Genomic DNA, 23,061 nt, shown 5'->3' with positions numbered 1-23,061 from the left:
ATCAGTTCTCCTCTTGTACCAGCAGGACTTCGATCCGGCGGTTGGTGGCCCGGCCTTCGCGGGTCGAATTGTCGGCAATCGGTTCGCTGTCGGCGCGGCCCTCAGCGCTGAGGCGGTCAGGCGTGGTCATCTCGCCTGCCATCTGGTTCATCACCGATTTCGCGCGCGCCAGCGACAGCGCCAGGTTGGACGGAAAGCGTGAGGACCGGATCGGCACGTTGTCCGAATGCCCGGCCACGATCACGCTGCCCGGTTCTTCGTTCAACGCCACGGCAACCCGGCGCACGGGTTCGCGGAACTTGTCCTGCAGATGATCCGAGCCAGAACCGAACATGCCCGAGCCCTTGATGCGGATGATCAGTGTGTTGCCCTTTTCAAAGACCTCGACCAGCCCTTCGTCAATTTCGGGCTTCAGGAACTCCACGACCTTTTCGACCTGCGGCTGGGGCTGCGGCGGCGGAGGGGGCGGCGGCGGCGCACGGCGCTGCAACTCGGTCACGGGGCCCGCGTCGATCACTGACATCTGCCCCACCAGATTTTCGGTCTTGTTCGACAGCACATAGGACAGCCCGCCAAACTCGATCATCAGCAAAAGCGCAGTGACGCCAAGCGCGATCCAGACCGGTTTCCACATGCTGAGTGCGCGGTACGGCTTGTCTGCACCTTTCCAATGGGGGGCCAGATCCCGTTCAACATCGCCCCGCTGCGCTCGGATGATGCGGGCAAGGCCCTGCCGGATTTGCAGATGCTTGTCGCCCCCCCCCTGTTCCACGCGCAGACGGCCCTCGAACCCCAGAGACAGGCACATATAGACGAATTCCAGCAACTCGATATTGTTCGCCGGGTCCTGTTCCAGACGTGCCAGCAGGTCATAGAACCGGTCGCCCCCCACGGTCTCGCGATGGAACGTTCCCACCAATGATTGGGTCGCCCAGCTGGATTGCCCGCCCCAGGGCGTGTTCAGAACCACATCATCCAGCGTCGCACAGAGCGCATAGCGCGCGACCTTGACCGTCTGGGCCGGAATACCCGCCTGCAGAGCCGCGTTTTCAAAGCTGCGAACCTCGGCCACGACGCTTTGGCGCAGCTTGTCCGGGTCCATGTGTTGCGCCCGGTTACGGATGCGGCTGATCAGTGAAAACAGAGACGCGGCGCAGGCGTTGAGGCGGTTCATACCGGTGGCCGCCACAGTCTCAGCCCCGCCTTGCGCGGGCTGCGATTGTTGAGGTTGCGAGGGCGGCACACCGTACCCGGCGGCGCCAGTGGGTGCAGGCGCGGCAGGCTGCGGCACCTGCAAAGGATCCGGATAGCCCGCAGGTTGCTGGGGCACGGCAGGTTGTTGCGGTGCACCGCCAGCCTGACGCCGCCCGCCCGGATTCGGCCGGATCACCGTCTTGTCTGTATCGTCCGGTTCGGCAAAAGGATCTTTGTCGGACATCGTTTACCTGCTTCCTCAAGGCCCCCGGGTCTGAGTGTGACCCATACGGGCAGCCCTATCAATTCGTTTCGCCGCAGCCAGTGATCGCCTTCACATTCACTGATTGCGGATCGCCCAAAGCTCCATCTGCAGCCCCGGATATTGCCCCGACACATGCACCGCGATGCCGCCCGAAGTGGTCATCTTGCCCCAATACGGGCTGGCGGCGTCCAGTTCGAAATACACTACGCCAGAGTGATAGGGAATCTGGCGCGGCGCGACCGGCAGCGGGCGCAGGGTGATGCCCGGCAGGGCCGAGTTCACCAATTGGCGAATTTCTTCAACCGGGCCGGTCTTGGCCTGACCCGCGAAATGCCGCCGCACGTCCTCGGCCGGGATATCGGCGTTGACGGCCAGCACAAAGCCCGCATTCCCGATCAGCTTGCGGTCGGCGATGACGCCAACGCTGATGCCGTATTTGCGCGGTTCCAGCGGGATCGGAATCGCGGTCTGCTCCAGAACCGAACTCAGGTACTGACGCAGGGTGCGGATTACCGGCGCGAAGGATTCGGTCAGGTTGTCATGCTGATAAGCCGGGAATTGCACCGCTTCCTTTTCGGCGCTCATGAAGGTTGCAAGCTCCCCGGCCAGCGCGACACAGACCCGGTAGGCATGCTCCGGGTGCACGTTTTCGATATTGGCGAAATGGCGCACCAGCGGCAGGTTGCGGTTGATGGTCATCAGCAGCAGGAAATCGGAAATCTCAGCCGCGCCCTTGGCGGGGCCGCCTTCGGACAGCCGCCCGGCCAGCGCCTGCATCCGGTGCGACAGCATACCTTCCAGTTCATTCATGAATCCGGCCAGTGCCGGGGCCGCGCGTACATCCAGGACCGAGGGGATAAAGCCGCGATCCAGAATGATCTCTTTATCCGGACGCACCTCGATGATCCGGGCAATCGGGATGGCCAGCTTGTCGGCCAGATCGTCCACCGCCAGCGCAAATTGCAGCCGCAGCTTGCCGACGCCCAGAGTCACCGGCTTTTTCTGCTGGCTCATCACGTCGGTGATTTCCTGCTCAGCCGGACGCAGACGGCTGACCGATTGCTCAGCTCCGCTCAGGTCGACCTCGGAAGCACCCTGCCGTCGCTGCGGTACCGTCAGGTAGACCACGCAATCCTTGATCGTTTCGGGCACTTCCAGTGCAGGCGGGTGGTCCTCGGCTTGCGGTACACGGAACACCTGCCCGTCCGGCGTCAGGCCCGAGCAGGATTTCAGCGCAAACTGACCGACTTTGAGCACCTCGTCATCAATCTCAAGCGCGCTCAGGCCCCAGGCATAGGGCGTCACACGGCGCGCCAGCCCGGCGACCAGCGCCTCGGTATACCGGTCGGCCTGCTGGAAGTGATGGGGTTGCAGAAACAACCCTTCGGTCCAAAGCACCTTGCTGTCCCAGGACAATGGCTGCCCTCCCTTATTCTTGCCGCCCTCAATCGGGCTTTATTTCAGCTTTTCCAGCTGTTCCTTATAGGCGCGCGCGAATTCCCGGCTGAATAGATCGTGAAAATCATTTTCTGCCTGATCCGAGATATCCGCGTACATCTTCTCATACACTTCCCAGTACTGGGCCTTCTTACCTTTGAAAAGTGACCCAAGTTTGCCGGAATTCTCAATTTTTCCCGCCAATACGTCGGGGTCGAGCTTGGCCAGCACGCCTTTCAGCGCGGCCTCCATCCCGGTCACCATGGCCACCTCGTGCGCCTTGATGTCGTTCAGCGCCTGTTCGGTGGCCTCCTCCGAAGCCAGATAGCCTTTGACCCGTGGTTTCACGAGGGCCTCAATCGCCTGTTCCGGGCTGATCGAGAACTTGAGCGGGTTGTTCCCACCTGCGCTGATCATGGTCTGGTCTATCCGGAATTCTGACTTGATCGAAGTGCGGGTCATCAGGATTTCCCGCAGACCGGTAATCATCGCCCGCAAAACCCGCCCCATCCGGCCCATTGTGGCAGGCAGGTCGGTATCGTCGATCTGCAGATCGTCAACCTCAAGCGCTTCCAGCAGCGCGCGCGCGGCAGAGTGATCCCCTGCGGCCGCAGGTGCAGGTGTAGGAGGCTCCGCCTTGGGCGGTTCCGGCGCCGGCTCGGGTGTCGGCTGAGGCGCTTCGGCCTGACCACCGGGCTTTGGCTTTGGCGGCGGAGGTACTGCAGTTTTGCGAGAGTCGGGCGCGGCAAACGGGTCCGAGCTTGTGCCACCCGAAGGCGACAACAGGTCATCGTCCCAGTCATCCGGGATCAGATTTGCCCCGCCCCCGGCCTGCGGTGCGGAAAACGCGTCCGAGGTTGACGGGTTGTGCGTCGGATCGCTGGCTCCCATATCGGCATGCGCGTCCTTGGGCTTGGCAAAGAACGGATCGTCATCGTCCAGCGGCGGCAGAAGTTCGTCCATCGGGTCGGGCGTGGAAATCTGGCCGGGTCCTTTGGCATCGCCGCCGAGCAGATCATCCAGAAAATCGCCCCCGGGTCCGGCATCGTCCAGCAAGGCCAGCGGGTCCGGCGCATTCTGGGACTGGCCCGGCGACGCCCCGCCCTGCTGCATGGGCTGCGGGATCATCTCCTCGAATGTTGGCAGATCAGCCTCGATCTCGACCACCATCTCGTACCCGCCTGCGGTCAGCACATCGCCATTGTTCAGCGGCGTGGGGGTACGGCCCAAAGCGATCTTGGAATAGTTCAGAAAGGTGCCGTTGGTCGAAAGATCGACGATCACCACATTGCCATTGTGATCTTCAATCACGAAATGGCTTTTGCTCAGCGTCTTTTCGGGATCGGGCAAGACCAGATCATTGGCCGGGCCGCGCCCCACGGTCAAAGAGCCCCCCTGCATCGACACCGGGCGCCCGTCGCCCGGTACGATACCGGTGGATTGGAATTTCAGTGTGACCGTCATGCGTTTGTCTTCATCCTCCGACCAGAACGGTGGGGCAGCACGGCGGTATGATAAGACCCCCGCAGGCGCAGTTATCCGTGACCCGCGCCGCCGGAAGCTTGCTGATCAGCACCGTCGCGGACCCTTTAACGATCGGATGCGGAAAGGCAGGCGTCGCCAGATCGGTTATCCGCGCCGCGGGCAGCTTTGACACCAGAACAGTCGGGCAGCAGGGCGGCATGATCGGCATCGGAACCGGCGCAGGGGGTGGCGGCGCTGGCGGCGGGGCCGGCAGCGTGCACAGATGCATGTCGGTGACGCGGGCTTGTGGAAATCCCATGTCTACTCCTTCGTCTCTGAACCGGCGCTATCGCGGTCCAGCTTACCATTCCCGCCCCGAGCAATATCGACGCCGCGATCGATCAGCAACTGCAGGTATGCGTCAAAATCACCTTCGTGGTTGTCCATCGCAACAACATTCATCGCAAAGGCCAGGGTTTCGGCGGCTCCGGGCGGGGCAGGCATAGTCGCCAGGTCGCCGGTGCCCAGCGTCCCTTCCGAATATAGCACGCCCATTGCGCAGTTAATCGTCTCGTCATCCGGTTCCGCGATATCAACCGTTTCGCCCGCTTTTTCACGGTTTTCTTCGGTCGGGCGGAACACCCATTCCTCGGACGCGGCCAGCGCCGGAGTGTTGTTGTCCGGGGCCTCACCGATGTAGTCGCGCGCCGCCAGACAGGACCACCAGACCCGCTCGCGTGGCGGCAGGGCAACACCCAGCAGGCGCAGTATGTCTATGGCTGCGCCTTTTTCATCAAGCTCACCCAGCACCACGTCGAGGGGAGCACTGGCTGGGGCGTCCAGCTTCGTGCTCAGTCGCGCATTGGCATCCGCGAGCATCCGGGCTGCGGGCACTTGCGGCGTTTTGGTCATATTGGCAAATCGTTCGCTCATCTCACCGCCCCTAGTTGATCATGGTCAGGCCGCCCTTGAGGGTCAGCATCGCATCGCCGTTCACGGTCGTCATCGGGCTTTTCGCATCCAGTTTCGCATTGGCCTGAACCTTAATCATCGTGCTTTTCACAGTGATGCTGGTTGGATCTAGCTTGATCGACGATCCACCCACCTTCAACTCGATCGACTGCATCGCAGTGATGGTGATCTTGCCGGACTTGGCATCGACCTGAATGTTACCGGTGTTCACCGTGGTTGTCTTGTTCCCGGTCTTGATGGTTTCGGCGTTGTTTCCGGTCACGGTGCGGGTGGATTTGCCTTCGATGGTTTCGGTCTGGTCGGTCTTGATTTCAACCGTCTGGCTGCCGGTTTCGATCTTGAAGGTGTGGTCGCCCTCTTTGATCGTCTCATCCACATTCTTCTTGACCACCTGGCTCAGACAGCCGTCGCCGCCGTTGCCGCCTTTGTCCAGCTTGTCATAGCCAACGGTGATGGTGGACTTGTTCTTGACCAGCTTTTCATGGTCCTTCTGCGCCTGAAAGCGCACCAGTTCTTCGCCTTTTTTATCCTCGAACATCAGCTCGTTGAACATCTCGGCGCTGCCGCCTTTTGAGGACCGGGTCTTGATCCCCGTTTGCGTCTGATTGGCGGGAAGCGCATAGGGCGGCATAGTGTCTGCGTTATAGAGCATGCCGGTACAGATCGGTCGATCCGGATCGCCCTCTTCGAACTGGATCACCACTTCCTGACCGATGCGGGGAATGCTGACCATGCCCCAGTTCTTGCCGGACCATGGCGTCACGACGCGCACCCAGCAGGTGGTATTCTCGTCCTTCTTGCCTTCGCGGTCCCAGTGGAACTGCACCTTGATGCGACCATGCTTGTCGGTCCAGATTTCCTCGCCGCTTTTGCCGGTCACAATGGCGGTATGCAGCCCCGAAATCTCGGGCCACGGCGTGGTCAGGGGCGAGCGGTACTTGACCGATTTCGGCTGTGCCTCGAACTCGACCATGAACATCTCACCGCCATCATCGGGGAATTCCAGCGCACCGGTGTCAAGGTCTTGCGAGTTCTTTTCGAACCCGTAGCCCTCGGTCGTCTGCAGGTAATAGGTGGCCCCGGTGATCAGGTAATCGTCGTTTTGCGCCTTTTCGGGATGTTCCTTCAGCGTAAAGGTCTTGCCCACCTCCATCGCCCGGACCGAGGCGCGGCCCCGGCGGCGGTCGAACCGGGCATCTTCTGCCTCCATCCGCACCTGAGCGCGAGTCGTGCCAAGCTTGGTTTCCTTGTAGTAGTGACCGGGCGCATCATAAAGCTCATAGCTTTTGTAGCTGTGAGAGGCCTTGGTCTTGGTGTTTGCCCGCACGTCCAGCTTGGCGTTCGGGGTGGTGAAATCAAAATCCCGCAGCGACACGACGCCCGGCACGACCTCTTGCGAGCTGGCCCATTCCGAGACGCAATCCGGCAAACGCTGCTTGTAGTCATCGCCGGGGCGGTATTCGACCGTCGAGGTGCCTTCGATGGGCTTATGCGCGGAAACATCGTCGCACAGCACCAGCGTTTCCAGCTTGTCCTCGGCATCCGCGTAATCGAAATAGTAATAGATGCCCTCTTCCTGCATCAGGCGCGAGATGAAATCGAAATCGGTTTCCCGGTACTGAACGCAGTATTCCCGCTGCTGATAGCTGGTGCTCAGGCTCTTTTTGAAGTCGGAAAACGCGTATTCGCCGAAGATTTGCTCGATGATCTGAACGGCGGTCATGTTCTGGAAAATGCGGCTGTCCGTGGTCTGATCCAGCATCCAGAACCAGGGGCGCAGTTCCGCAAGCAACTGTACAAAGCCATCGCGTAGCGCCAGACGCTCGACCCGCACAATCGTGCCGGTAAACTTGCGCTCGGCCCCCTTGGCGGCGGCCATGTGGATGGTCATGATCTTGCCCAGCAGCTTGTCCAGCGAGATGGACTTGTCTGGCGACAGAACCTCGACCTGAATATCCGTCAGCTCGCCCAGCTTTTCCGTCACGATCGCGCGCCGGATGACAAGTTCGTCTTCGTCATAGCTGTATGAACCGGTGATCCGAAGGGGCCACTCTTTACTTTGCATACTTTGCGCCATTTACCGTTCCTTCCAAATCTCGTTCGGCACGCCGTTACAGATCAGCCAGCAGGGCAGCCAGTTCCGGGTCCATTTCTTCTTCGCCATCTTCGGACCCATCGCCAAAGTCGACGTCATCATCATCCCCAAAGGACGACAGGAAATCATCCAGATCGTCCCCGTCATCCTCGTCTTCGGCGGCGTCACCGCCGCCCGCCAGATCGGCCATAAGCGCCGCCAGTTCCGGATCGTCCTCGTCGTCATCCGCATCATCGTCGCCGAGGTCGAGATCCGAGGTGTCATCGTCCATATCCAGATCGAAATCATCCTCGTCATCCGATGTATCACTGGCCTCGGGCTCAGGCGGGACATCTGGCGAGGGTTCGGGCACCGGAACACCGGTCCACGGGCCCAGAATCTCCTGCCCGGCGACCGAGTTGAACGAGCCCAGCCGTATCTCATCCCGGCCCTTGACCGACAGCACCGGCATATAGCCGCGCTGAACCGAATGTTCGTGTTTTTCCAGCGTGATATTGCGCTCGGTGCAGGGCAGCGCCACCTGATCGCCGTAGCGGTCGTTGACGAAATGGTAGGGCACGCCGCCAAGGCTCATGACTGAGCCGAGGTTCATCGCCTTGCCGTTTTGCTTGAACGAGCGCGCCAGCAGGATCGTCACCAGCACCGCCGGATTGGCCCAGAGCATGCCGCGCAGGCCTTCGGTTTCGGTGAATTCCTCGAAGTCGAACTCGTAGATCGGTTCGGACTTGGCCCCATAAGGCCGCCGCAGCAGGAACCGGGGCGAGGCAAGACCCACATGCCCGGCCTCGGGCATGGCGCGGAACGTGTCCCAGGCTTTGACCACCAGCGGGTGCCGGTCCTCTTTCTTGATATCCAGATAACCCGGCGTGATGGCGCTGATAAAAGGCGCATCCACATGCGCCGCGACCCGGCCCACCCGGCCCAGCAATTCGGCATGGGGCGGAGTCTCCTCGAACGTATAAAGGCCAATCAGGGCCGAATAGCCGCCGCGCCCGTTTTCTTCGTCCAGCGGTTCCTCGGTCAGCAGGCGCACGAGCCCGGTTTTGGCAAGGTCCTCCTCTGCCGCCAGATCGGCGGCGATTTCTTCGGCGGACACGTCATACAAGATCACGTCCAGCGTATCGTCATCTTCGACACTGCGCGCGATCAGATCGAGGCTGCGCCATTGCGCCTCGACCGACTGGAACTCGGGGTGGTGCAACACCATCCGCATCGCAGCACTCAGCGCTTCATCCACCGCTGACTGCATGGCCGAGACATCCGGGCTGGGCAGTTTGCGGATATGTGGCCCAACCACGCGTTTCAGCAGATCGTCCACCGGAGATGGCTGCGCCAGTTCCCCACCCGTGTCGCCGATGAGCTTCTGAAAATCGCTCAGCTTCAGATCGGCGCGCACGGTATTGCCGCCGGACGTCTTGCGCGGCGGCACCACCGCCTGTCCGAATTCCTCGCCCCAAGCAATCAGTTGCTTTGCTGCGTGATCGGCGGTTGCCCCTGAACCAAGCTGGCTTTTCAGACCGGACAGGCCGTCGAACAATTCCACGTTTTCATAGAGTTCATCCGGGTGTAGATCGTCCAGTTCCTTGAGCTTGACCTCAATCCCCGCGCCATCCTTGCCGATGGGCAGAACCAGATCGGTGGCAAAGCTTGCAATCACATCCTCGACCGTATCCGGGTCCAGCAGGATCGGCTTGCGCGTGGCCAGCGCGTCGCCGGTTTCGATCTGTCCGCGAGCGGACCGTCCGGTGAAATCACCAAAGATCGCAATGCGGAACCGGGTGCGTTTCAACCGCTCGGGGTCGGGCCTGTCGGCACTCATCCGACCAAAGGCCAGCGCAGGCTCTCCGCTCGGTTTCGCGTCTTCCGGCGTGGCGTCCGGTTCCGGGGCTGTGTCGTCCGTTTCGTCATCGGACAACAAGTCATCGAGGTCCAAATCCAGGTCGTCCGTGTCCGCAGAAGCTTCGCTCTCATCCTCCGAGTCGCTCAACAGGTCGTCCAAATCGAGGTCATCGAGATCAATTTCGTCTGCGGCGGAACCCGCGTCATCAGATGTCTCGTCATCACCCAACAGATCGTCGAGGTCCAGATCGTCAAGATCAATGTCAGAGGTTTCTTCGTCCTCATCATCGGACGGCGTGTCACCTTCGAGCAAATCGTCGAGGTCCAAATCCAAATCGTCGGTATCTGCCGAGGGTTCGTCCCCATCATCCGAGTCGTTCAGCAGGTCGTCCAGATCGAGATCATCCAGATCAACCTCTTCGGCGGTAGAGTCCGCCTCATCAGACGGCTCGTCATCCCCAAGCAGTTCGTCGAGATCCAAATCCAGATCGTCGTCTGCGCTCTCGGCCTCTTCGTCCGGGGTTTCGTCGTCCCCCAACAGACCGTCCAGATCCAGATCGTCGACGTCCAATTCATCCGTTTCGGATTCATCCAGTTCAAGGTCACCCAGAACCGAGTCCAGATCATCGTCCGCTTCATCCTCATCCGGTTCTTCATCGGTGAGATCGCCAAGAAGATCATCCAGATCAACGTCATCCTCTTCGGCGTCCTCCGGCGCATCCTCGGCCAGATCGCCCAGCAAGGCCTCAAGATCGTCGTCTTCGCCGTCGTCCTCAGGTGCCGCATCCGCCAGATCACCCAGCACGTCGTCTGACGTGTCCTCGGCTTCGTCCGCGTCCTCCGGAGCGAGATCGGCCAGATCACCCAAAAGGTCATCAAGATCGTCTTCGGCTTCATCGTCCGGTGCGGCCTCGGCGAGGTCCGTCAGGATGTCCGAATGATCCTCTTCGGCGGTTTCTTCAACTTCGGGTAGCGAAGACAGCGCGTCAGCGGCGGATGTATCCTCAACGTCTTCCTCTGGGGCCAAATCGGCGAGGTCGCCCAGCAGATCGTCCAGATCGCTGTCATCGTCACCCTCATCCTCCGGGGCTGCATCGGCCAGTTCCGACAAAACATCCGCATGATCTTCTTCGGCGACGTCCTCGACCTCGGGCAGTGAAGACAGCGCGTCGGTGGCGGATGTATCTTCGACATCTTCCTCGGGGGCCATGTCTGCGAGGTCGCCCAACAAATCGTCCAGTTCGCTGTCGTCTTCGGCTTCCTCGTCCGGCGCGGCCTCGGCCAAGTCGGTCAGAATGTCCGAATGGTCTTCTTCCGCGGTTTCTTCAGCGTCAGGAAGCGAAGACAATGCATCAGCGGTGGATGTGTCCTCACCCTCCTCCTCGGGGGCCATATCCGCGAGGTCGCCCAGCAGATCATCCAGATCACCATCGTCCTCATCCTCGTCCGCTGGTGCGGCCTCGGCCAAGTCGGTCAGGATGTCCGAGTGATCTTCCTCGGCGGTTTCGACCGCTTCGGGGAGCGACGACAAGGCGTCTTCCACCGAATTGTCCTTGGCAACCGGTTCGGGGGCCTGATCTGCAAGACCCGCCAGAATATCGGTGCTTTGATCCTGTTCGTCGCTGTCTTCAACCTCTGGCAATGAAGACAGCGCGTCTATCGCAGAGGTGTCTTCGGCTTCCTCCGGAACCATATCCGCAAGATCGGACAGAACATCTGCCGAGTCGTCTGCGGTTTCCTCAACCGCAACTTCGGGAATCGACGACAGCGCATCTTCGACCGAGCTATCCTGCGGCGCGTCTTCGGGGGCAGCGCTGGCCAGATCGGATAAGACGTCAGAGGTTGTATCCTCAGCCTCCGCCTTGGGGGCGTCTGGCAGGGAGGTCAGAGCATCCTCAAGCGCCGTATCCGCCGGTTCCTCGTCTGGCGCGGCGGCGGCAAGGTCTGACAGCACGTCCGCGGAACTGTCCTGTTCCTCGACCGCCTCAACCTCGGGAACCGAGGCCAGTGCGTCTTCGACAGACCGATCCTCGGGCGCGTCGTCCGGGGTCAGTTCGCGCAGGGCATCCAGCGTCGCCTGCGTGTCGTGCCCCTCGACCGGGCTGCTGGCCAGGGCGCCCAACAGCGCTGGGTCCGCCAATATCTTTTCGATCAGTGCCTCGGCCCCGGCCTTGCCGTCCATATAGGCCATCAGGGTCGACAATTGGGTCCGCGCGTCCAGAAGCTGACGCAGGGGTTCGATTTTGGAGGCGATCTGTGCAGGCGAGAAATCCGCCATCTTCTCGAATGTCAAATCGACCGCCAGATTGCCCTCGCCCGTCAGCGTGTTGGGAACTGCAAATTCGACGCGCGGGGCCATTGCCTTCATCCGGTCGTCGAAATTGTCGACGTCGATCTCAAGGAACTTGCGGTCAGAAACAGCCGGAGTTTCAACCGTCGATTTGCCCGACAGATCGCTGAGCACGCCCATCACAAAAGGCAGTTGCACCTTTTTCTGAGCGCCATAAAGCTCCACATCATATTCGATCTGAACCCTTGGCGCGCGGTTGCGGGCGATGAATTTCTGCGAACTGTCAGCCATCTGCCTGCCCTTTCAATTCCGCCACTTCGCGGCGCAAGGCTTTGACCTCGACCAGCAGTTCCTTGACGCGGTCGTCGACAACGTCGGTTTCGCTGCGAACAAGCTCGCGCAGGTGCGAGAATTCCTCGACAGATTCGTCCTCAACCGCTGATTGCATCGTGTTGACTAGCAGGCCGATGAACAGGTTCAGCACCGAAAACGCAGTGATCACGATGAAGGGTACGAAGAAAATCCATGCGGTTGGGTGAACCTCCATCACTGGGCGCACGATGCCCATTGACCAGCTTTCAAGCGTCATGATCTGGAACAGCGAATAGAGCGACCGGCCCAGCGACCCAAACCATTCAGGGAAATCGGGGCCGTACATGAGTGTGGCCATGACGGCGAATACATAGAACACGATCGAGATCATGATGATCACCGCGCCCATGCCCGGCAGCGCGTCCAACAGCGCCTGCACCACCGCGCGCATCTGCGGGATGACCGACAAAAGCCGCATCGCGCGGATAACCCGCAGACCCCGCAGGGCGGACAGGCCGTCGCGGTTGGGCAACAGGCCCAGCGTCACGACCACAAGGTCAAAGATGTTCCAGGCATTGTTGAAGAAACTCAGACGGTAAGCGTAAAACTTCACCAGCAGTTCGGCGACAAAAATACCCAGGACAATCGTATCAATGACGCGCAGGATATGCCCGACATTGGCCTGAATTGACGGAGACGTCGACAGGCCCAGCGTGATCGCGTTGAAAATGATCACGCCCAGAATCGTGTTGGTCACGGCCTTACGCTCGACAAATTCCCGGGCGCGGTCGCGCAGCGTGGGATCAGGGGCCGTACTGGATTCCAACGGGGTCACTCCTTTGAACGAGACAGGCAGCGCCGGATATCAGACCAGCGCTGCCCGCGATATTCAACTTACTTTACGGCCTTCACGATTTTCGCACCGGATTTTGCCAGCGCCTTGCCCGCGCTGATCATGAAGTTTGCGGTATCTTCGTGATCTTCCGCGAACTTGATTGCCTTGGACAGCTTGCCGCCATCCCAAGTACCCTTGGTTTCAAGGTCCTTGATCACTCTTGCGGCCTCGGCTTTCAGTTCGTCGTATTTCTTCTTTTTGGTTTCGAATTTTTCCAGCTTGTAGGCCATTTCCTTCGCCAGACGTTCCGCCTCGGCGGCTTCGGCCGAGATGGCCTTGTCCGGGTGGCCTTTCATCTTGTCGGCGTTTTCGCGGGCTTCATTTGCTTTTACCAACGCCTCATTCATGTGCTTGCGCATCAGCAGCATGCGCGTCGCGCCATCCTCAAGGTGCTTTTTCAGCGATTTCACATGACCCGAGGTACCGGCCATCAGCAGCTTGACCTTTTCCTTCGGCCCCAGCTTGCGGAATTCCGACGCCTTCTTCTTTTTCTCTTGGTACTCGACGGCCTTGGTGATCGCGTTGATGTCCTTTTCGATCTTGTCCAGGAAGCCCTTGTAGCTGTCATATTCCTTCTTGATCGTCTTGCCGCTGGTAATCAGCGCACCAACTCCGGTGCCGATGGCCGCTGCGATCACAACTGCGGCCACGCCGCCGGTCAGAACCGTTGCTGCGATCGAGGCGGCGGCAACAGCCAGCGTGATCAGTACCAGTGCGGTGATTTTCAGACCCGTCTTGATCTTCTTGCGGGTCATCTTCTTTTTCAGCTTCTTCTCAACATAGTCATAAACCTGTTCCATGCAGGTCGTCGCCAGCGACTGGACCTCGCTCTGGAAGGTCTTGAGACCCTGCTTGATCAGCTGGTTCGCTGTTTCGATGAACTTCTTCAGTTGGTCTTCCGAGTAATCCTTTTTCTCAATGTCTTTTTCGGTGCCGTCCATCGCCTTTTTGAACTCGGCCGAGCGCTTTTTTTCGAGCTTGGTAAAGTTCTTTTCCCACAGCTTGGCGTACGCGGCGCGCAGCAGCTTGGTTTCTGTTTCATCCTCGCCTTCGGGCACGGCATGGGCCACCGTGAACTCGCATTTAGGTTGTTTGAACATCTTGCCCTTGTAGCCAATGTTCAGTTGCGCGCTTGTTGTGAATGCAGCCATCGTCTCTCTCCTGTTGTCCTATGTGCTACGACCGTTGGTTGATCGCCCTTAGTCAAATCCATAAGTGAAGTCGCCGTCTGTGACGTCGATCACGACTTTGGAAACTTCTTGCCCTTCCATCATTCTTTTTAGGAATTCGGCCGAGATATCGGGCAGCATCGTGTTGGTCACGATGGCGTCGATCATGCGCCCGCCGCTGTCGAGCTCCTGACAGCGGTTCACAATCTCATCCACAACGGCATCGGCGTATTCGAAGGGAACACCATGTGCCTGTTGTACCCGTTTCTGGATGCGACCCAGTTGCAGCTTGGTGATCTCGCCCAGCATGTCCGGGCTTAGCGGATAATAAGGGATTGTCACCAGACGCCCCAACAGAGCAGGCGGGAACACCTTGAGCATCGGATCACGCAGCGCCTTGGCCATGCCTTCGGGGTCGGGCATCAAATCGGGATCGGCGCACATGTCCATGATCATCTCGGTGCCGACATTCGAGGTCAGCAGGATCAGCGTATTCTTGAAGTCGATCACGCGGCCCTCACCGTCCTCCATGACACCCTTGTCGAAGACCTGGAAGAAGATTTCGTGCACGTCCGGGTGGGCCTTTTCGACCTCATCCAGCAGAACAACCGAATAAGGTTTGCGCCGCACCGCTTCGGTCAGAACACCGCCCTCGCCATAACCGACATAGCCCGGAGGGGCCCCTTTCAGGCTGCTTACGGTGTGCGCTTCCTGGTATTCCGACATGTTGATGGTAATGACGTTCTGTTCACCGCCATAGAGCACCTCGGCCAGCGCCAGCGCGGTTTCGGTCTTGCCGACGCCGCTGGTGCCCGCCAGCATGAAGACCCCGATAGGTTTATTGGGGTTGTCGAGCCCTGCCCGGCTGGTCTGCACGCGCTTGGCGATCATTTTCATCGCGTGGTCTTGGCCGATCACCCGCTGGGCCAGACGGTCTTCAAGGTTCAGGATCGTCTCGATCTCATCCTTGACCATGCGACCCACAGGAATACCAGTCCAGTCGCCGACAACGCTGGCCACCGCCTGATGATCCACGATTGGAAGAATCAGAGGGCTGTCGCCCTGCACCTCTTCCAGCTCGGCATTCTTGGCTTTGAGTTCTGCCAGCAAAGCCTCACGGTCGATGGGCTGCGCATCCGGCGCCTCCTCGGTCGCGGCTTCACCTTCGGCGGTACCGGTGCCTTCGACCTCCTGCCCGCCAGCGCGCAGCTTGGCCCGCAGGTCGAGGATTTCTTCGACCACTTTTTTCTCGGCTTCCCAACGCCCGTTGAGTTCGGCCAGCCGCGCCTCTTCCGCCTCTTTTGCGGCATTCACCGCTTCGCGTCGGTCGGCCACGTCATAGCCAGCGGTTTCATCGCGTTCGATGATTTCAAGCTCAGTCGTCAAAGCCTCGATCCGGCGCTGGCTGTCATCGACCTCGGCTGGCACCGCATGCTGAGACACTGCGACCCGGGCACAGGCCGTATCCAGCAGGCTGACCGATTTGTCCGGCAGTTGCCGCGCTGGGATGTAGCGGGCTGATAGTGTCACTGCCGCTTCTATCCCCTCGTCCAGCACCTGCACGCGGTGGTGTTTTTCCAGCATCGAGGCGATGCCGCGCATCATCAGAACCGCTTTTGGAATGTCGGGTTCTTCCACATGCACGACCTGGAAGCGCCGGGTCAGGGCCGGGTCCTTTTCGATGTATTTCTTGTACTCGGCCCAAGTAGTCGCGCCGATGGTCCGCAGCGTTCCGCGCGCCAGCGCCGGCTTCAGCAAGTTGGCCGCATCGCCCGTCCCGGCAGCACCGCCAGCACCAACCAGAGTGTGGGTTTCATCGACAAACATCACAATCGGTGTCGGGCTGGCCTGCACCTCGTCAATTACCTGACGCAGACGGTTTTCGAACTCACCCTTCATGGACGCCCCCGCTTGCAGCAGGCCCACATCCAGCACCAGCAGACGCACATCTTTCAGCGCCGGTGGCACATCGCCGCGCGCAATGCGCAGGGCAAAGCCTTCGACCACGGCGGTTTTACCGACGCCCGCCTCACCGGTCAGGATCGGGTTGTTCTGACGACGGCGCATCAATACATCGACGATCTGACGGATTTCCTCGTCGCGACCAACGATGGGGTCAATCTCGCCATTGCGGGCCTGTTCGGTCAGGTCGGTGCAGAACTGCTCCAACGCCTCACCCTTGCCCATCGCGCCGGGGGCCATCGCGCCGCTGGCCTCGCCGGGTTCGGCACCGCCGCCCACGTTCGAGCCATCCTGCGCGCCCAGCGTATCCTCGGGCGAACCATCGGTGGCCTCACCAAAGCTGTCGGCCAGATCATCCGCGCCGATTTTGGCCAGTTCCGGCGACATGCTGGCCAGAATGTTACGCAGCGCGGGTGTCTTGAGCATCCCCAAAATCAGATACCCCGTCCGCACCTTGCTGTCGGAATACAGCAGCGAACCCCAAACCCAGCCGCGTTCCATCGCGTCCATCAGGTGATCGGAAAGGTCCGAGATCGAGGATGCTCCGCGCGGCAGCATGTCCAGCGAACGGGTTAGTTCCGTGGCGATCTTGCCCGGATCCAGATCGTAGTGCTGGATGATGCGGTGAATGTCGCTGTCCTGACCGTTCAGGATCTGATGCAGCCAGTGCTGAATCTCGACATAAGGATTGCCCCGCATCTTGCAGAACACCGTCGCCCCTTCGATCGCCTGATAGCCCAGCTTGTTCAGCTTACCGAACAGCGAAACACGGCTGATTTCCGTCATCTTCAATACCTCTCAGCAAGGGCCGGTTCTTCGGCCTCAAATTCTTGGTTCATGTATCCGGGATAGAGGATCAGATCGTCCGCATCCGGTCGAGTTTCATCGGGGTCGTCGCGGGTCTTGATCCAGCTTGTGTGACCCAGTTGCGTCGTTCCCCCAAGCGAAGCTCGCGGGACCTCATCACCGGCGAGGACCAGATTGACCTCCCAATCCAGCGTGTCGCCGACATAGGTGCGCAGGATCGATTCCAGTCGTTGTTGCGACACACCTCCCGGGAGCAGGCGTTTGTAATCTTCCAAAGACACCGGCCCGATCCGAATTCGGAACTTGGCCGAGCGCGACCAGACCCGGTCGCCGATGCTGGTCGACTGGCCCAGACGCGCGGGGCCGCCCAACTGCCATGTGTCGTCCGGTTCAAGCTCCAGCCACGAGCCTACGAATTGCTGCAGATGCGCTTCGACCCCAAAATAGTCCGAGATGATCGCGATCAGCCCTTCAACCGTCTTGGTGCCTGACCCCAGATGCCCGGCGAAGAACCGGCGCAGCATGTCGGACATCGCGTCGCGGTCGCTGAAATCACCGCCCTTGAACCCTGCCAGCGCCGCCACGCGCTGCTCGAACGGATCGTCGCCCCGGTCAAAGCTGGGCGCGGGTTCAGCCGCCGACCACGCACGGTAGAGCAAGCTCATCATCCGATGGGTCAACATGTCGGCGAAGGCGACAAAGGTCGGATCGCGGTGGTTGCGCTGACGGTCGCGGGCAAATTCGGTCAGGTGCAGGGGTAATGGCCCTTGTGGCCCGAAAAAGCCAAAGAACAAATTGCTCAACTTGCCAGGGCCTGCGTCCGAAGCCGGTTCGAACCGCGTCAGCGTGTTGGGCGGAAAGGCCAGCGACACGTCCTGCCCCAGCCGCACTTTATCCTCGCGCGGACGGCGGGATTCGCCCAAACGCGGCGCATCGTGGTAATGCGCTTCGATCACCCGAAGCGCCTGAAAGACGTGGTGCCTTTCAGGGTCCGCCGCCAGAGCGGCAAGCAGGCTCAGATGATCCTGCCCAGGCCGGCTGCCGGTCGCCATCTGGCAATCTCTCCCCTTCGTTCGGTTTTCAGCACAGTTTCGGTGAAACTGTTGATCGTCGTGTATTTGCGGAAGAACCGTTCCAGCACAGCACCCAGGACGTAAACGCTTGTCCCTTCGTAAAAACTTTCATCAAATCCCAGCGTGATCTCAAGCCCGCGTACGGCGGTGCTGAGCACCTCGTCACTCATGCGGCGCACGATGGGGCGGCTGGTGACGGACACCACGCCCTCTAGCTGTTTCTCGGTCACGCGATTGCCCAAGGGGGCGTAGATGCCCAGCAACTCGCGCAGCGCCCCTGCGCCGCCGTCTTTGCCGTCGCCTGCGATTGACAGGTAGTTCAGGCTCAGATGGCTGATCAGCTTCCACGCTGCATCGCCTTGCGCCAGTGTTGCATGCGGGCGCGTGGGCGTGACGGGTGTGCGCACGGCTTTGACCGGCCCTCCATCGGGCAGGTGGAACACATCATCCCCGCCTGCCGCCAGTAGCATGGGCAGGTCGCGGTTCGAACACAGTGCTTCGACCGCCAACTGATCCAGCGAGCCGGGATAGGGCGCCTGCGCGCGGTCCACCAAAGTCAGGTACACCTCGGAGCCCAGATAAGATGTCCGCACCCCGCGCAACCGTTCCTTCTCGTTCCGCTGCCGCATCCGGCGCTTGATGGTGTAATAGGCCGAGTGATTGTCGCCCGCCGCCGTCAGGTCGGTGTCGCTGTAGAACGGGCGGAAGGGAATATCGCCCTCTTCGTCCGACTGGATGCCCGTCACGCGATTGATCGAGAAAATCTCATAGTCCAGACCCGCCGTCCGGTTCGGCACCACATGGTGCTGGGTGTCCATCTGCGTGATGTGCACCCGGTCGCAGCGGCGGTGGAACAGGTTCACGGCAGGTACCGCGTTCAGCGCAAAGGCTGCGGGCGTTACAGCCGGGGCGACATCGCGCATGCCGTCGCGCAGCAGGATGTAGATATCGACATCATTGCCCGCCGACTGTTTCAGCGCCGGCCTCAAGCCTGTTAGTTCCACAAACAGGAACCGTTCGGGCATTGCGAAATATTCCTGCAGCAGGCGGTAGCCGTCAAAGGATTGGCGCGGGGTTGGCAGCAGTGCCTCCTCGGGCTCGAAGCCTTTGGGGATGACATCCGCATCGGTCAGCCGAGCGGTCCAGTCCGCGCGCCGGTCGGTCGAGCGCCCGGTGAGGCCCACGCACTGGGTGGCCAGCAATTCGTGCAGTGCCCAGGGCTTGCCGCTTTGCGTGTCCAGATGCAGCACTAGGCGGTCCATCTCGAGATCCGCCATCGGCTCACCATCGGTGCGGTTCAAACGCAACCGAATGCCCGCCCGTGCGTCGGTTTCCTTCGCCACGCCCGCCGCGACCAATTCGCCGCGACCGTCAATATATTCGGCCTCGGAAATCTCGATGGGCCAGAGCGTCATATCGGCCGAGGTTGTGAACTCACAGGCCGTCTGCTCACCTTCGGCCAGATGGGCCCGCAGCGTGGTGCCACGCGCAATCGGATAGCCCTCTTTTAGCGCCGCATTGCCCACATCCGGCTCTAGCTGCGCCACCATCATCGACGGGGTCGGGGCCAGATAATGCGGATAGACAATCTCCATCAGGTTTGAGGTGAAGGCCGGGAACTGCATTTCCAGTTCCAGCTGAACCCGCGCCGCCAGAAAGGCGCTGCCTTCCAGCAGTCGTTCCACGTAAGGGTCGACGACCTCGATCCCTTCCATCCCCAGCCGCGAGGCGATCTTGGGATAGGCGCTGGCAAATTCCGCGCCCATTTCGCGCAGAAAAGCCAGTTCGGTTTCGTAGTGCTTGAGCAGCCGCGTATCCATGACTAGCTCCGCTCAATCGCAACTTCGCCGGTGGTCACATCGACCCGGCTGCGCAGGTACAGCTCCAGAGGCATCGGCTGCGCCCACATCACGGCACGAATGTCGAAATCCACATGCATCTCGCCCGACTTTTTTTCGGACCGAAGATCGACCGAGACCGAGCCTTTGACGATCCGGGGTTCGAACACCTCGATAGAATCGGCAATCGACCGCTGAATGCGCTGCGCCTGGTAGAGGGTAGAGAACGACCCCGAGGTTTCCCGGATGCCATAGTTTAACACGGATTTGGCCGCGTATGGATAAATCTCTTCATCAATCAGGTCGGATTGGTCGGTGGTATTCAGCAACATGGACAGATCGCGCTGGATGATTTCCCGAAGACGGCCAACGTCGATCACGCGCGCATCGCGCCCCTCTTTTTTCTGGTCGGGCGCGTCGTCGGTCAGCCGGTCCAGAAGCGAAGGCTGTAATCGTTCGGCAAGTGTCTTCTCAGCCATCTCCTGCCGTTTCCCCGGCCACGTCCAGTACCAGTTCGCGGATATCCAGCAGCGCGACGTCGGATTTGTCGGTGGTCAGCAGGCGCTGGCCAATACCCACAAAGGTCTCAGACCCGGCATCAACCCAACTTGTCGCCCGTGCCAGACGCGCGGCGTCGTCGCCCTGTTCGGTTGTCCCGGCGTAACGGGTCGGGATCAGCGCCGCAATCTCGCCGCCGCTGGCCACCGTCAGCGTGCAGGCGGTCCAGACCGCATCGCGCAAGTCGCTGGGCGCTTCGATGTCCAACTTGACGATCTGCGCAAAGGGCAGCCAGAAATAGCGGCCATTCACGATCACCTCAAGCACAGGGCCCAAACGCATATCCGCATCCGCGATCCATTCGAATGCCTCTCCATTCACCGTTCCGGATGTGGTGGGCGCGGCGTCAAAAGCCTTGGCGCGCATCTCGGCGGCCTGATCAAAATGACCGCCAGCGGTCAGTTTCTGCGCTTCGATCAGATGTGCCAGCCATTCCTCGGGCTCGCCGAAGATCATCGGCGTTTTCTCACCTGCAAAGACCTTTTCGCGGTAGACCTCGCAAATGATCGCCTCGCGATAGGTCTTGGCCATCATCGTGGCCGCTTCATCCATCTCGGCGCTCAGTTTCAACTGGGTGATCGCGCGTTTCCAGTCGCCCATGACACAGAGCAGTTGAAACAGAAAAATCCGCAGCTTGGCGTCTGCGGGATTGGAGCGGATCTTGTCTTGCAACGTGGCCAATGTGGCCGCCAGATCGCCTGATTTAAGATGCTCTTCCGGCGTCATGAAACCCTCGTGCAGTCAGGATGAAAATACCAAAGGCTCTGGCGAGGAAACACGCCAGAGCCATTTTTTCAGGCCGGAAATCAGCTGACGTCGCCGGTTTCCAGGTTCCACTTGAATTCGTTGCAATCGCTGAGCTTGCCGGTCTTGAAGTCGGCAATCTTGTACTTGATCGAGATACCGCGATAGGCAACGGTCCAGCTTTCAGTCGGGATCGATTCTTCGCCGCCTGACACCGAATAGCTGTCCACGATGGCGTCGCGCAGGGTCAGGATCAGATAAGGCTCCATGCCTTTCTTTTCGTCGTCGCCCGACCGGCACAGGTGGATGGTCATCTCGGCATTGGCCTTGCCCGACGCAACATAGGTCATCAGTTTTGCCGATGCTTTGCTCAGCTCGGTGCTCAGTTCCACCTTGCCGAAATTGGCATTGGCATATCCGCGCTGGGTGGTCCCCATGTCGCCCATATCCAATGTCCGTTCCACGTTCCAGCTGATCTCTTTACAGGCGATCCAGTCCGTGTGTCCTTTTTCCCGGGCCTCGCCAGGGAAGTCCATTTTAATGAATACGTTTTCCATTTTCCGTTCCTTTGGTGTGTGTAGCTATGGTTTACGGGAGCCCCGTCCGGGCGGCAGTGAAACGCTTCACATGCCACCAATTTTTTTCGCGAATTATCCGGCTTTTTCTGACGGAAGTTTCGACACGAGACGCAGCGAAACCGACAGGCCTTCCAACTGGTAATGCGGACGCAGGAAGAACTTGGATGTGTAGTATCCCGGGTTCCCTTCAACGTCTTCCACAACCACTTCGGCCGAGGCCAGCGGTTTGCGCGCCTTCTCTGCTTCGGCAGAGATATCGGCGTTGAAGTCCACGTACTGGTTGATCCATTCCTGCAGCCAGGATTCCATGTCCTGACGGCTTTTGAACGAGCCGACTTTGTCGCGCACCATGCATTTCAGGTAATGCGCAAAGCGGCAGGTGGCGAACAGGTAAGGCAGACGTGCCGCCAGGTTGGCGTTCGCGGTGGCATCCGGGTCGTCATACTCGGCCGGTTTGTGCAACGATTGCGCGCCGATGAAGGTCGCCGAATCGCTGTTTTTGCGGTGGATCAGGGGCATCATGCCGTTCTTGGCCAATTCCGCCTCGCGCCGGTCCGAGATCGCGATCTCGGTCGGGCACTTCATATCCACGCCGCCATCATCGGTCGGGAAAGTATGTGCGGGCAGGCCTTCGACCGTACCGCCGCTTTCCACGCCGCGAATGCGCGAGCACCAGCCGTATTCCTTGAAGGAGCGGTTGATGTTCACCGCCATGCCATAGGCCGCGTTGACCCAGCTATAGCTGTCGCTGTTGGCGCCGGTGGTGTCTTCCTCAAAGGCAAACTCTTCGACCGGTTCGGTTTTGGAGCCATAGGGCAGACGACCCAGGAACCGCGGCATCGCCAGACCGACATATTTGGAATCTTCGCTTTCGCGCAGAGACCGCCATGCGGCGTATTCCGGGGTCTGGAAAATCTTGGTCAGATCGCGCGGGTTGGCCAGTTCCGACCAGCTGTCCATCTGGAACAGGCTCGGCTTGGCCCCGGTGATCAGCGGCGCGTGGGCCGCTGCGGCGATCTTGGACATCTCGCCCAGCAGTTCGATATCCTGCGGGCTGTGGTCGAAGTGATAGTCGGCGACCAGCGAGCCATAGGGTTCACCACCGAACTGGCCGAACTCTTCTTCATAGAGCTTCTTGAAGATCGGCGATTGATCCCATGCGGTTCCTTTGAACTTGCGCAGGGTCTTGTGCATGTCTTTCTTCGAGATGTTCATCACGCGGATTTTCAGCATCTCGTCGGTTTCGGTGTTGTTCACCAGATAATGCAGACCGCGCCACGCGCTTTCCATCTGCTGGAAATCGGCATGGTGCAGGATCAGGTTCACCTGCTCGGTCAGCTTCTTGTCGATCTCGGCGATGATGCCTTCGATCGAACGCAGCGCGTCGTCCGAAATCAGGCCGGTATTGGCCAGTGCCTGCTCGGCCAGCGTTTTGACCGCGCTTTCAACGGCGGTCTTGGCCTGATCCGATTTGGGGCGGAACTCTTTCGTCAGCAGCGCTTCGAACTCGGACGATCCAAACGCTGTTGCGCCTTCGGCGGCTTCTACTTGGGCTTCTTCTTCGGCCAT

General features: G+C 60.1%; 16 protein-coding genes and 1 pseudogene. All 17 read right to left on the bottom strand.

Annotation, left to right across the window (positions count from 1 at the left end):
• Position 1: 1 nt before the first annotated feature.
• The 17 genes and pseudogenes from icmH to tssC all read right to left on the bottom strand — a co-directional run bounded on the left by icmH (position 2) and on the right by tssC (position 23,061).
• Positions 2-1,438 (bottom strand): type IVB secretion system protein IcmH/DotU, encoded by a 1,437-nt coding sequence (icmH, locus tag ACR0JN_RS11215; RefSeq protein WP_480885649.1) that lies wholly within the window; start codon positions 1,436-1,438, stop codon positions 2-4.
• Between the two features lie 96 nt (positions 1,439-1,534).
• On the bottom strand, positions 1,535-2,875 hold the full coding sequence (tssK, locus tag ACR0JN_RS11210; protein WP_480885648.1) for a type VI secretion system baseplate subunit TssK: 1,341 nt from the start codon (positions 2,873-2,875) through the stop codon (positions 1,535-1,537).
• 39 nt (positions 2,876-2,914) lie between these two features.
• Entirely contained in the window at positions 2,915-4,360 is a 1,446-nt protein-coding gene (gene tagH / locus ACR0JN_RS11205) for a type VI secretion system-associated FHA domain protein TagH (protein WP_480885646.1), read from the bottom strand.
• Positions 4,361-4,370: 10 nt separating this feature from the next.
• Positions 4,371-4,679: a PAAR domain-containing protein gene (locus tag ACR0JN_RS11200; protein WP_480611688.1), complete on the bottom strand. Its 309-nt coding sequence runs from the start codon at positions 4,677-4,679 to the stop codon at positions 4,371-4,373.
• Positions 4,680-4,681: 2 nt separating this feature from the next.
• A complete protein-coding gene (locus ACR0JN_RS11195) occupies positions 4,682-5,293 on the bottom strand; it encodes a DUF6931 family protein (RefSeq protein WP_480885644.1) in 612 nt (203 codons plus the stop codon).
• 10 nt (positions 5,294-5,303) lie between these two features.
• A complete protein-coding gene (locus ACR0JN_RS11190) occupies positions 5,304-7,409 on the bottom strand; it encodes a type VI secretion system Vgr family protein (RefSeq protein ID WP_480885642.1) in 2,106 nt (701 codons plus the stop codon).
• A 34-nt stretch (positions 7,410-7,443) separates the two neighbouring features.
• Positions 7,444-10,659 carry a type VI secretion system contractile sheath domain-containing protein gene (locus tag ACR0JN_RS11185; RefSeq protein WP_480885972.1) on the bottom strand — a complete coding sequence of 1,072 codons (3,216 nt, stop codon included), beginning with the start codon at positions 10,657-10,659 and terminating at the stop codon, positions 7,444-7,446.
• A gap of 687 nt (positions 10,660-11,346) precedes the next feature.
• A pseudogene (gene tssB, locus ACR0JN_RS11180) lies at positions 11,347-11,847 on the bottom strand (type VI secretion system contractile sheath small subunit); the annotation flags it as partial.
• Positions 11,840-12,694 (bottom strand): ion transporter, encoded by an 855-nt coding sequence (locus ACR0JN_RS11175; RefSeq protein WP_480885641.1) that lies wholly within the window; start codon positions 12,692-12,694, stop codon positions 11,840-11,842. The pseudogene tssB and the gene ACR0JN_RS11175, both read right to left, overlap by 8 nt.
• Before the next feature lie 68 nt (positions 12,695-12,762).
• Positions 12,763-13,914, bottom strand: coding sequence for a hypothetical protein (locus tag ACR0JN_RS11170; RefSeq protein WP_480885639.1), 1,152 nt, complete (start codon positions 13,912-13,914; stop codon positions 12,763-12,765).
• Between the two features lie 48 nt (positions 13,915-13,962).
• Complete coding sequence (gene tssH, locus ACR0JN_RS11165) at positions 13,963-16,680, bottom strand: type VI secretion system ATPase TssH (RefSeq protein ID WP_480885637.1); 2,718 nt, start codon at positions 16,678-16,680, stop codon at positions 13,963-13,965.
• 2 nt (positions 16,681-16,682) lie between these two features.
• Positions 16,683-17,753, bottom strand: a complete 1,071-nt coding sequence (gene tssG / locus ACR0JN_RS11160) for a type VI secretion system baseplate subunit TssG (protein WP_480885635.1) — start codon at positions 17,751-17,753, stop codon at positions 16,683-16,685.
• The gene (gene tssF / locus ACR0JN_RS11155) at positions 17,717-19,594 is read right to left on the bottom strand and encodes a type VI secretion system baseplate subunit TssF (protein WP_480885633.1); all 1,878 of its coding nucleotides are present in this window, start codon (positions 19,592-19,594) and stop codon (positions 17,717-17,719) included. Before tssF ends, tssG begins: the two co-directional genes overlap by 37 nt.
• A gap of 2 nt (positions 19,595-19,596) precedes the next feature.
• The gene (gene tssE / locus ACR0JN_RS11150) at positions 19,597-20,091 is read right to left on the bottom strand and encodes a type VI secretion system baseplate subunit TssE (RefSeq protein ID WP_480816043.1); all 495 of its coding nucleotides are present in this window, start codon (positions 20,089-20,091) and stop codon (positions 19,597-19,599) included.
• Positions 20,084-20,896: a type VI secretion system accessory protein TagJ gene (locus tag ACR0JN_RS11145; RefSeq protein WP_480885632.1), complete on the bottom strand. Its 813-nt coding sequence runs from the start codon at positions 20,894-20,896 to the stop codon at positions 20,084-20,086. Before ACR0JN_RS11145 ends, tssE begins: the two co-directional genes overlap by 8 nt.
• 80 nt (positions 20,897-20,976) lie before the next feature.
• Positions 20,977-21,471, bottom strand: a complete 495-nt coding sequence (locus tag ACR0JN_RS11140) for an Hcp family type VI secretion system effector (RefSeq protein WP_480611699.1) — start codon at positions 21,469-21,471, stop codon at positions 20,977-20,979.
• A gap of 93 nt (positions 21,472-21,564) precedes the next feature.
• Positions 21,565-23,061 carry a type VI secretion system contractile sheath large subunit gene (gene tssC, locus ACR0JN_RS11135; RefSeq protein ID WP_480816041.1) on the bottom strand — a complete coding sequence of 499 codons (1,497 nt, stop codon included), beginning with the start codon at positions 23,059-23,061 and terminating at the stop codon, positions 21,565-21,567.

It is taken from the genome of Ruegeria sp. G12 (assembly GCF_056533565.1).
The sequence above is the reverse complement of the archived record's forward strand: the minus strand, read 5'-3'. Positions and strand labels throughout refer to the sequence as shown.

Bases quoted from the DNA above. Each gene is read 5' to 3' on its own strand.
- icmH (WP_480885649.1), bottom strand. From the start codon at position 1,438: ATGTCCGACAAAGATCCTTTTGCCGAACCGGACGATACAGACAAGACG.
- tagH (WP_480885646.1), bottom strand. From the start codon at position 4,360: ATGACGGTCACACTGAAATTCCAATCCACCGGTATCGTACCGGGCGAC.
- ACR0JN_RS11200 (WP_480611688.1), bottom strand. From the start codon at position 4,679: ATGGGATTTCCACAAGCCCGCGTCACCGACATGCATCTGTGCACGCTG.
- ACR0JN_RS11195 (WP_480885644.1), bottom strand. From the start codon at position 5,293: ATGAGCGAACGATTTGCCAATATGACCAAAACGCCGCAAGTGCCCGCA.
- ACR0JN_RS11190 (WP_480885642.1), bottom strand. From the start codon at position 7,409: ATGGCGCAAAGTATGCAAAGTAAAGAGTGGCCCCTTCGGATCACCGGT.
- ACR0JN_RS11185 (WP_480885972.1), bottom strand. From the start codon at position 10,659: ATGGCCCCCGAGGAGGAGGGTGAGGACACATCCACCGCTGATGCATTG.
- ACR0JN_RS11170 (WP_480885639.1), bottom strand. From the start codon at position 13,914: ATGGCTGCATTCACAACAAGCGCGCAACTGAACATTGGCTACAAGGGC.
- tssH (WP_480885637.1), bottom strand. From the start codon at position 16,680: ATGACGGAAATCAGCCGTGTTTCGCTGTTCGGTAAGCTGAACAAGCTG.
- tssG (WP_480885635.1), bottom strand. From the start codon at position 17,753: ATGGCGACCGGCAGCCGGCCTGGGCAGGATCATCTGAGCCTGCTTGCC.
- tssF (WP_480885633.1), bottom strand. From the start codon at position 19,594: ATGGATACGCGGCTGCTCAAGCACTACGAAACCGAACTGGCTTTTCTG.
- tssE (WP_480816043.1), bottom strand. From the start codon at position 20,091: ATGGCTGAGAAGACACTTGCCGAACGATTACAGCCTTCGCTTCTGGAC.
- ACR0JN_RS11145 (WP_480885632.1), bottom strand. From the start codon at position 20,896: ATGACGCCGGAAGAGCATCTTAAATCAGGCGATCTGGCGGCCACATTG.
- ACR0JN_RS11140 (WP_480611699.1), bottom strand. From the start codon at position 21,471: ATGGAAAACGTATTCATTAAAATGGACTTCCCTGGCGAGGCCCGGGAA.
- tssC (WP_480816041.1), bottom strand. From the start codon at position 23,061: ATGGCCGAAGAAGAAGCCCAAGTAGAAGCCGCCGAAGGCGCAACAGCG.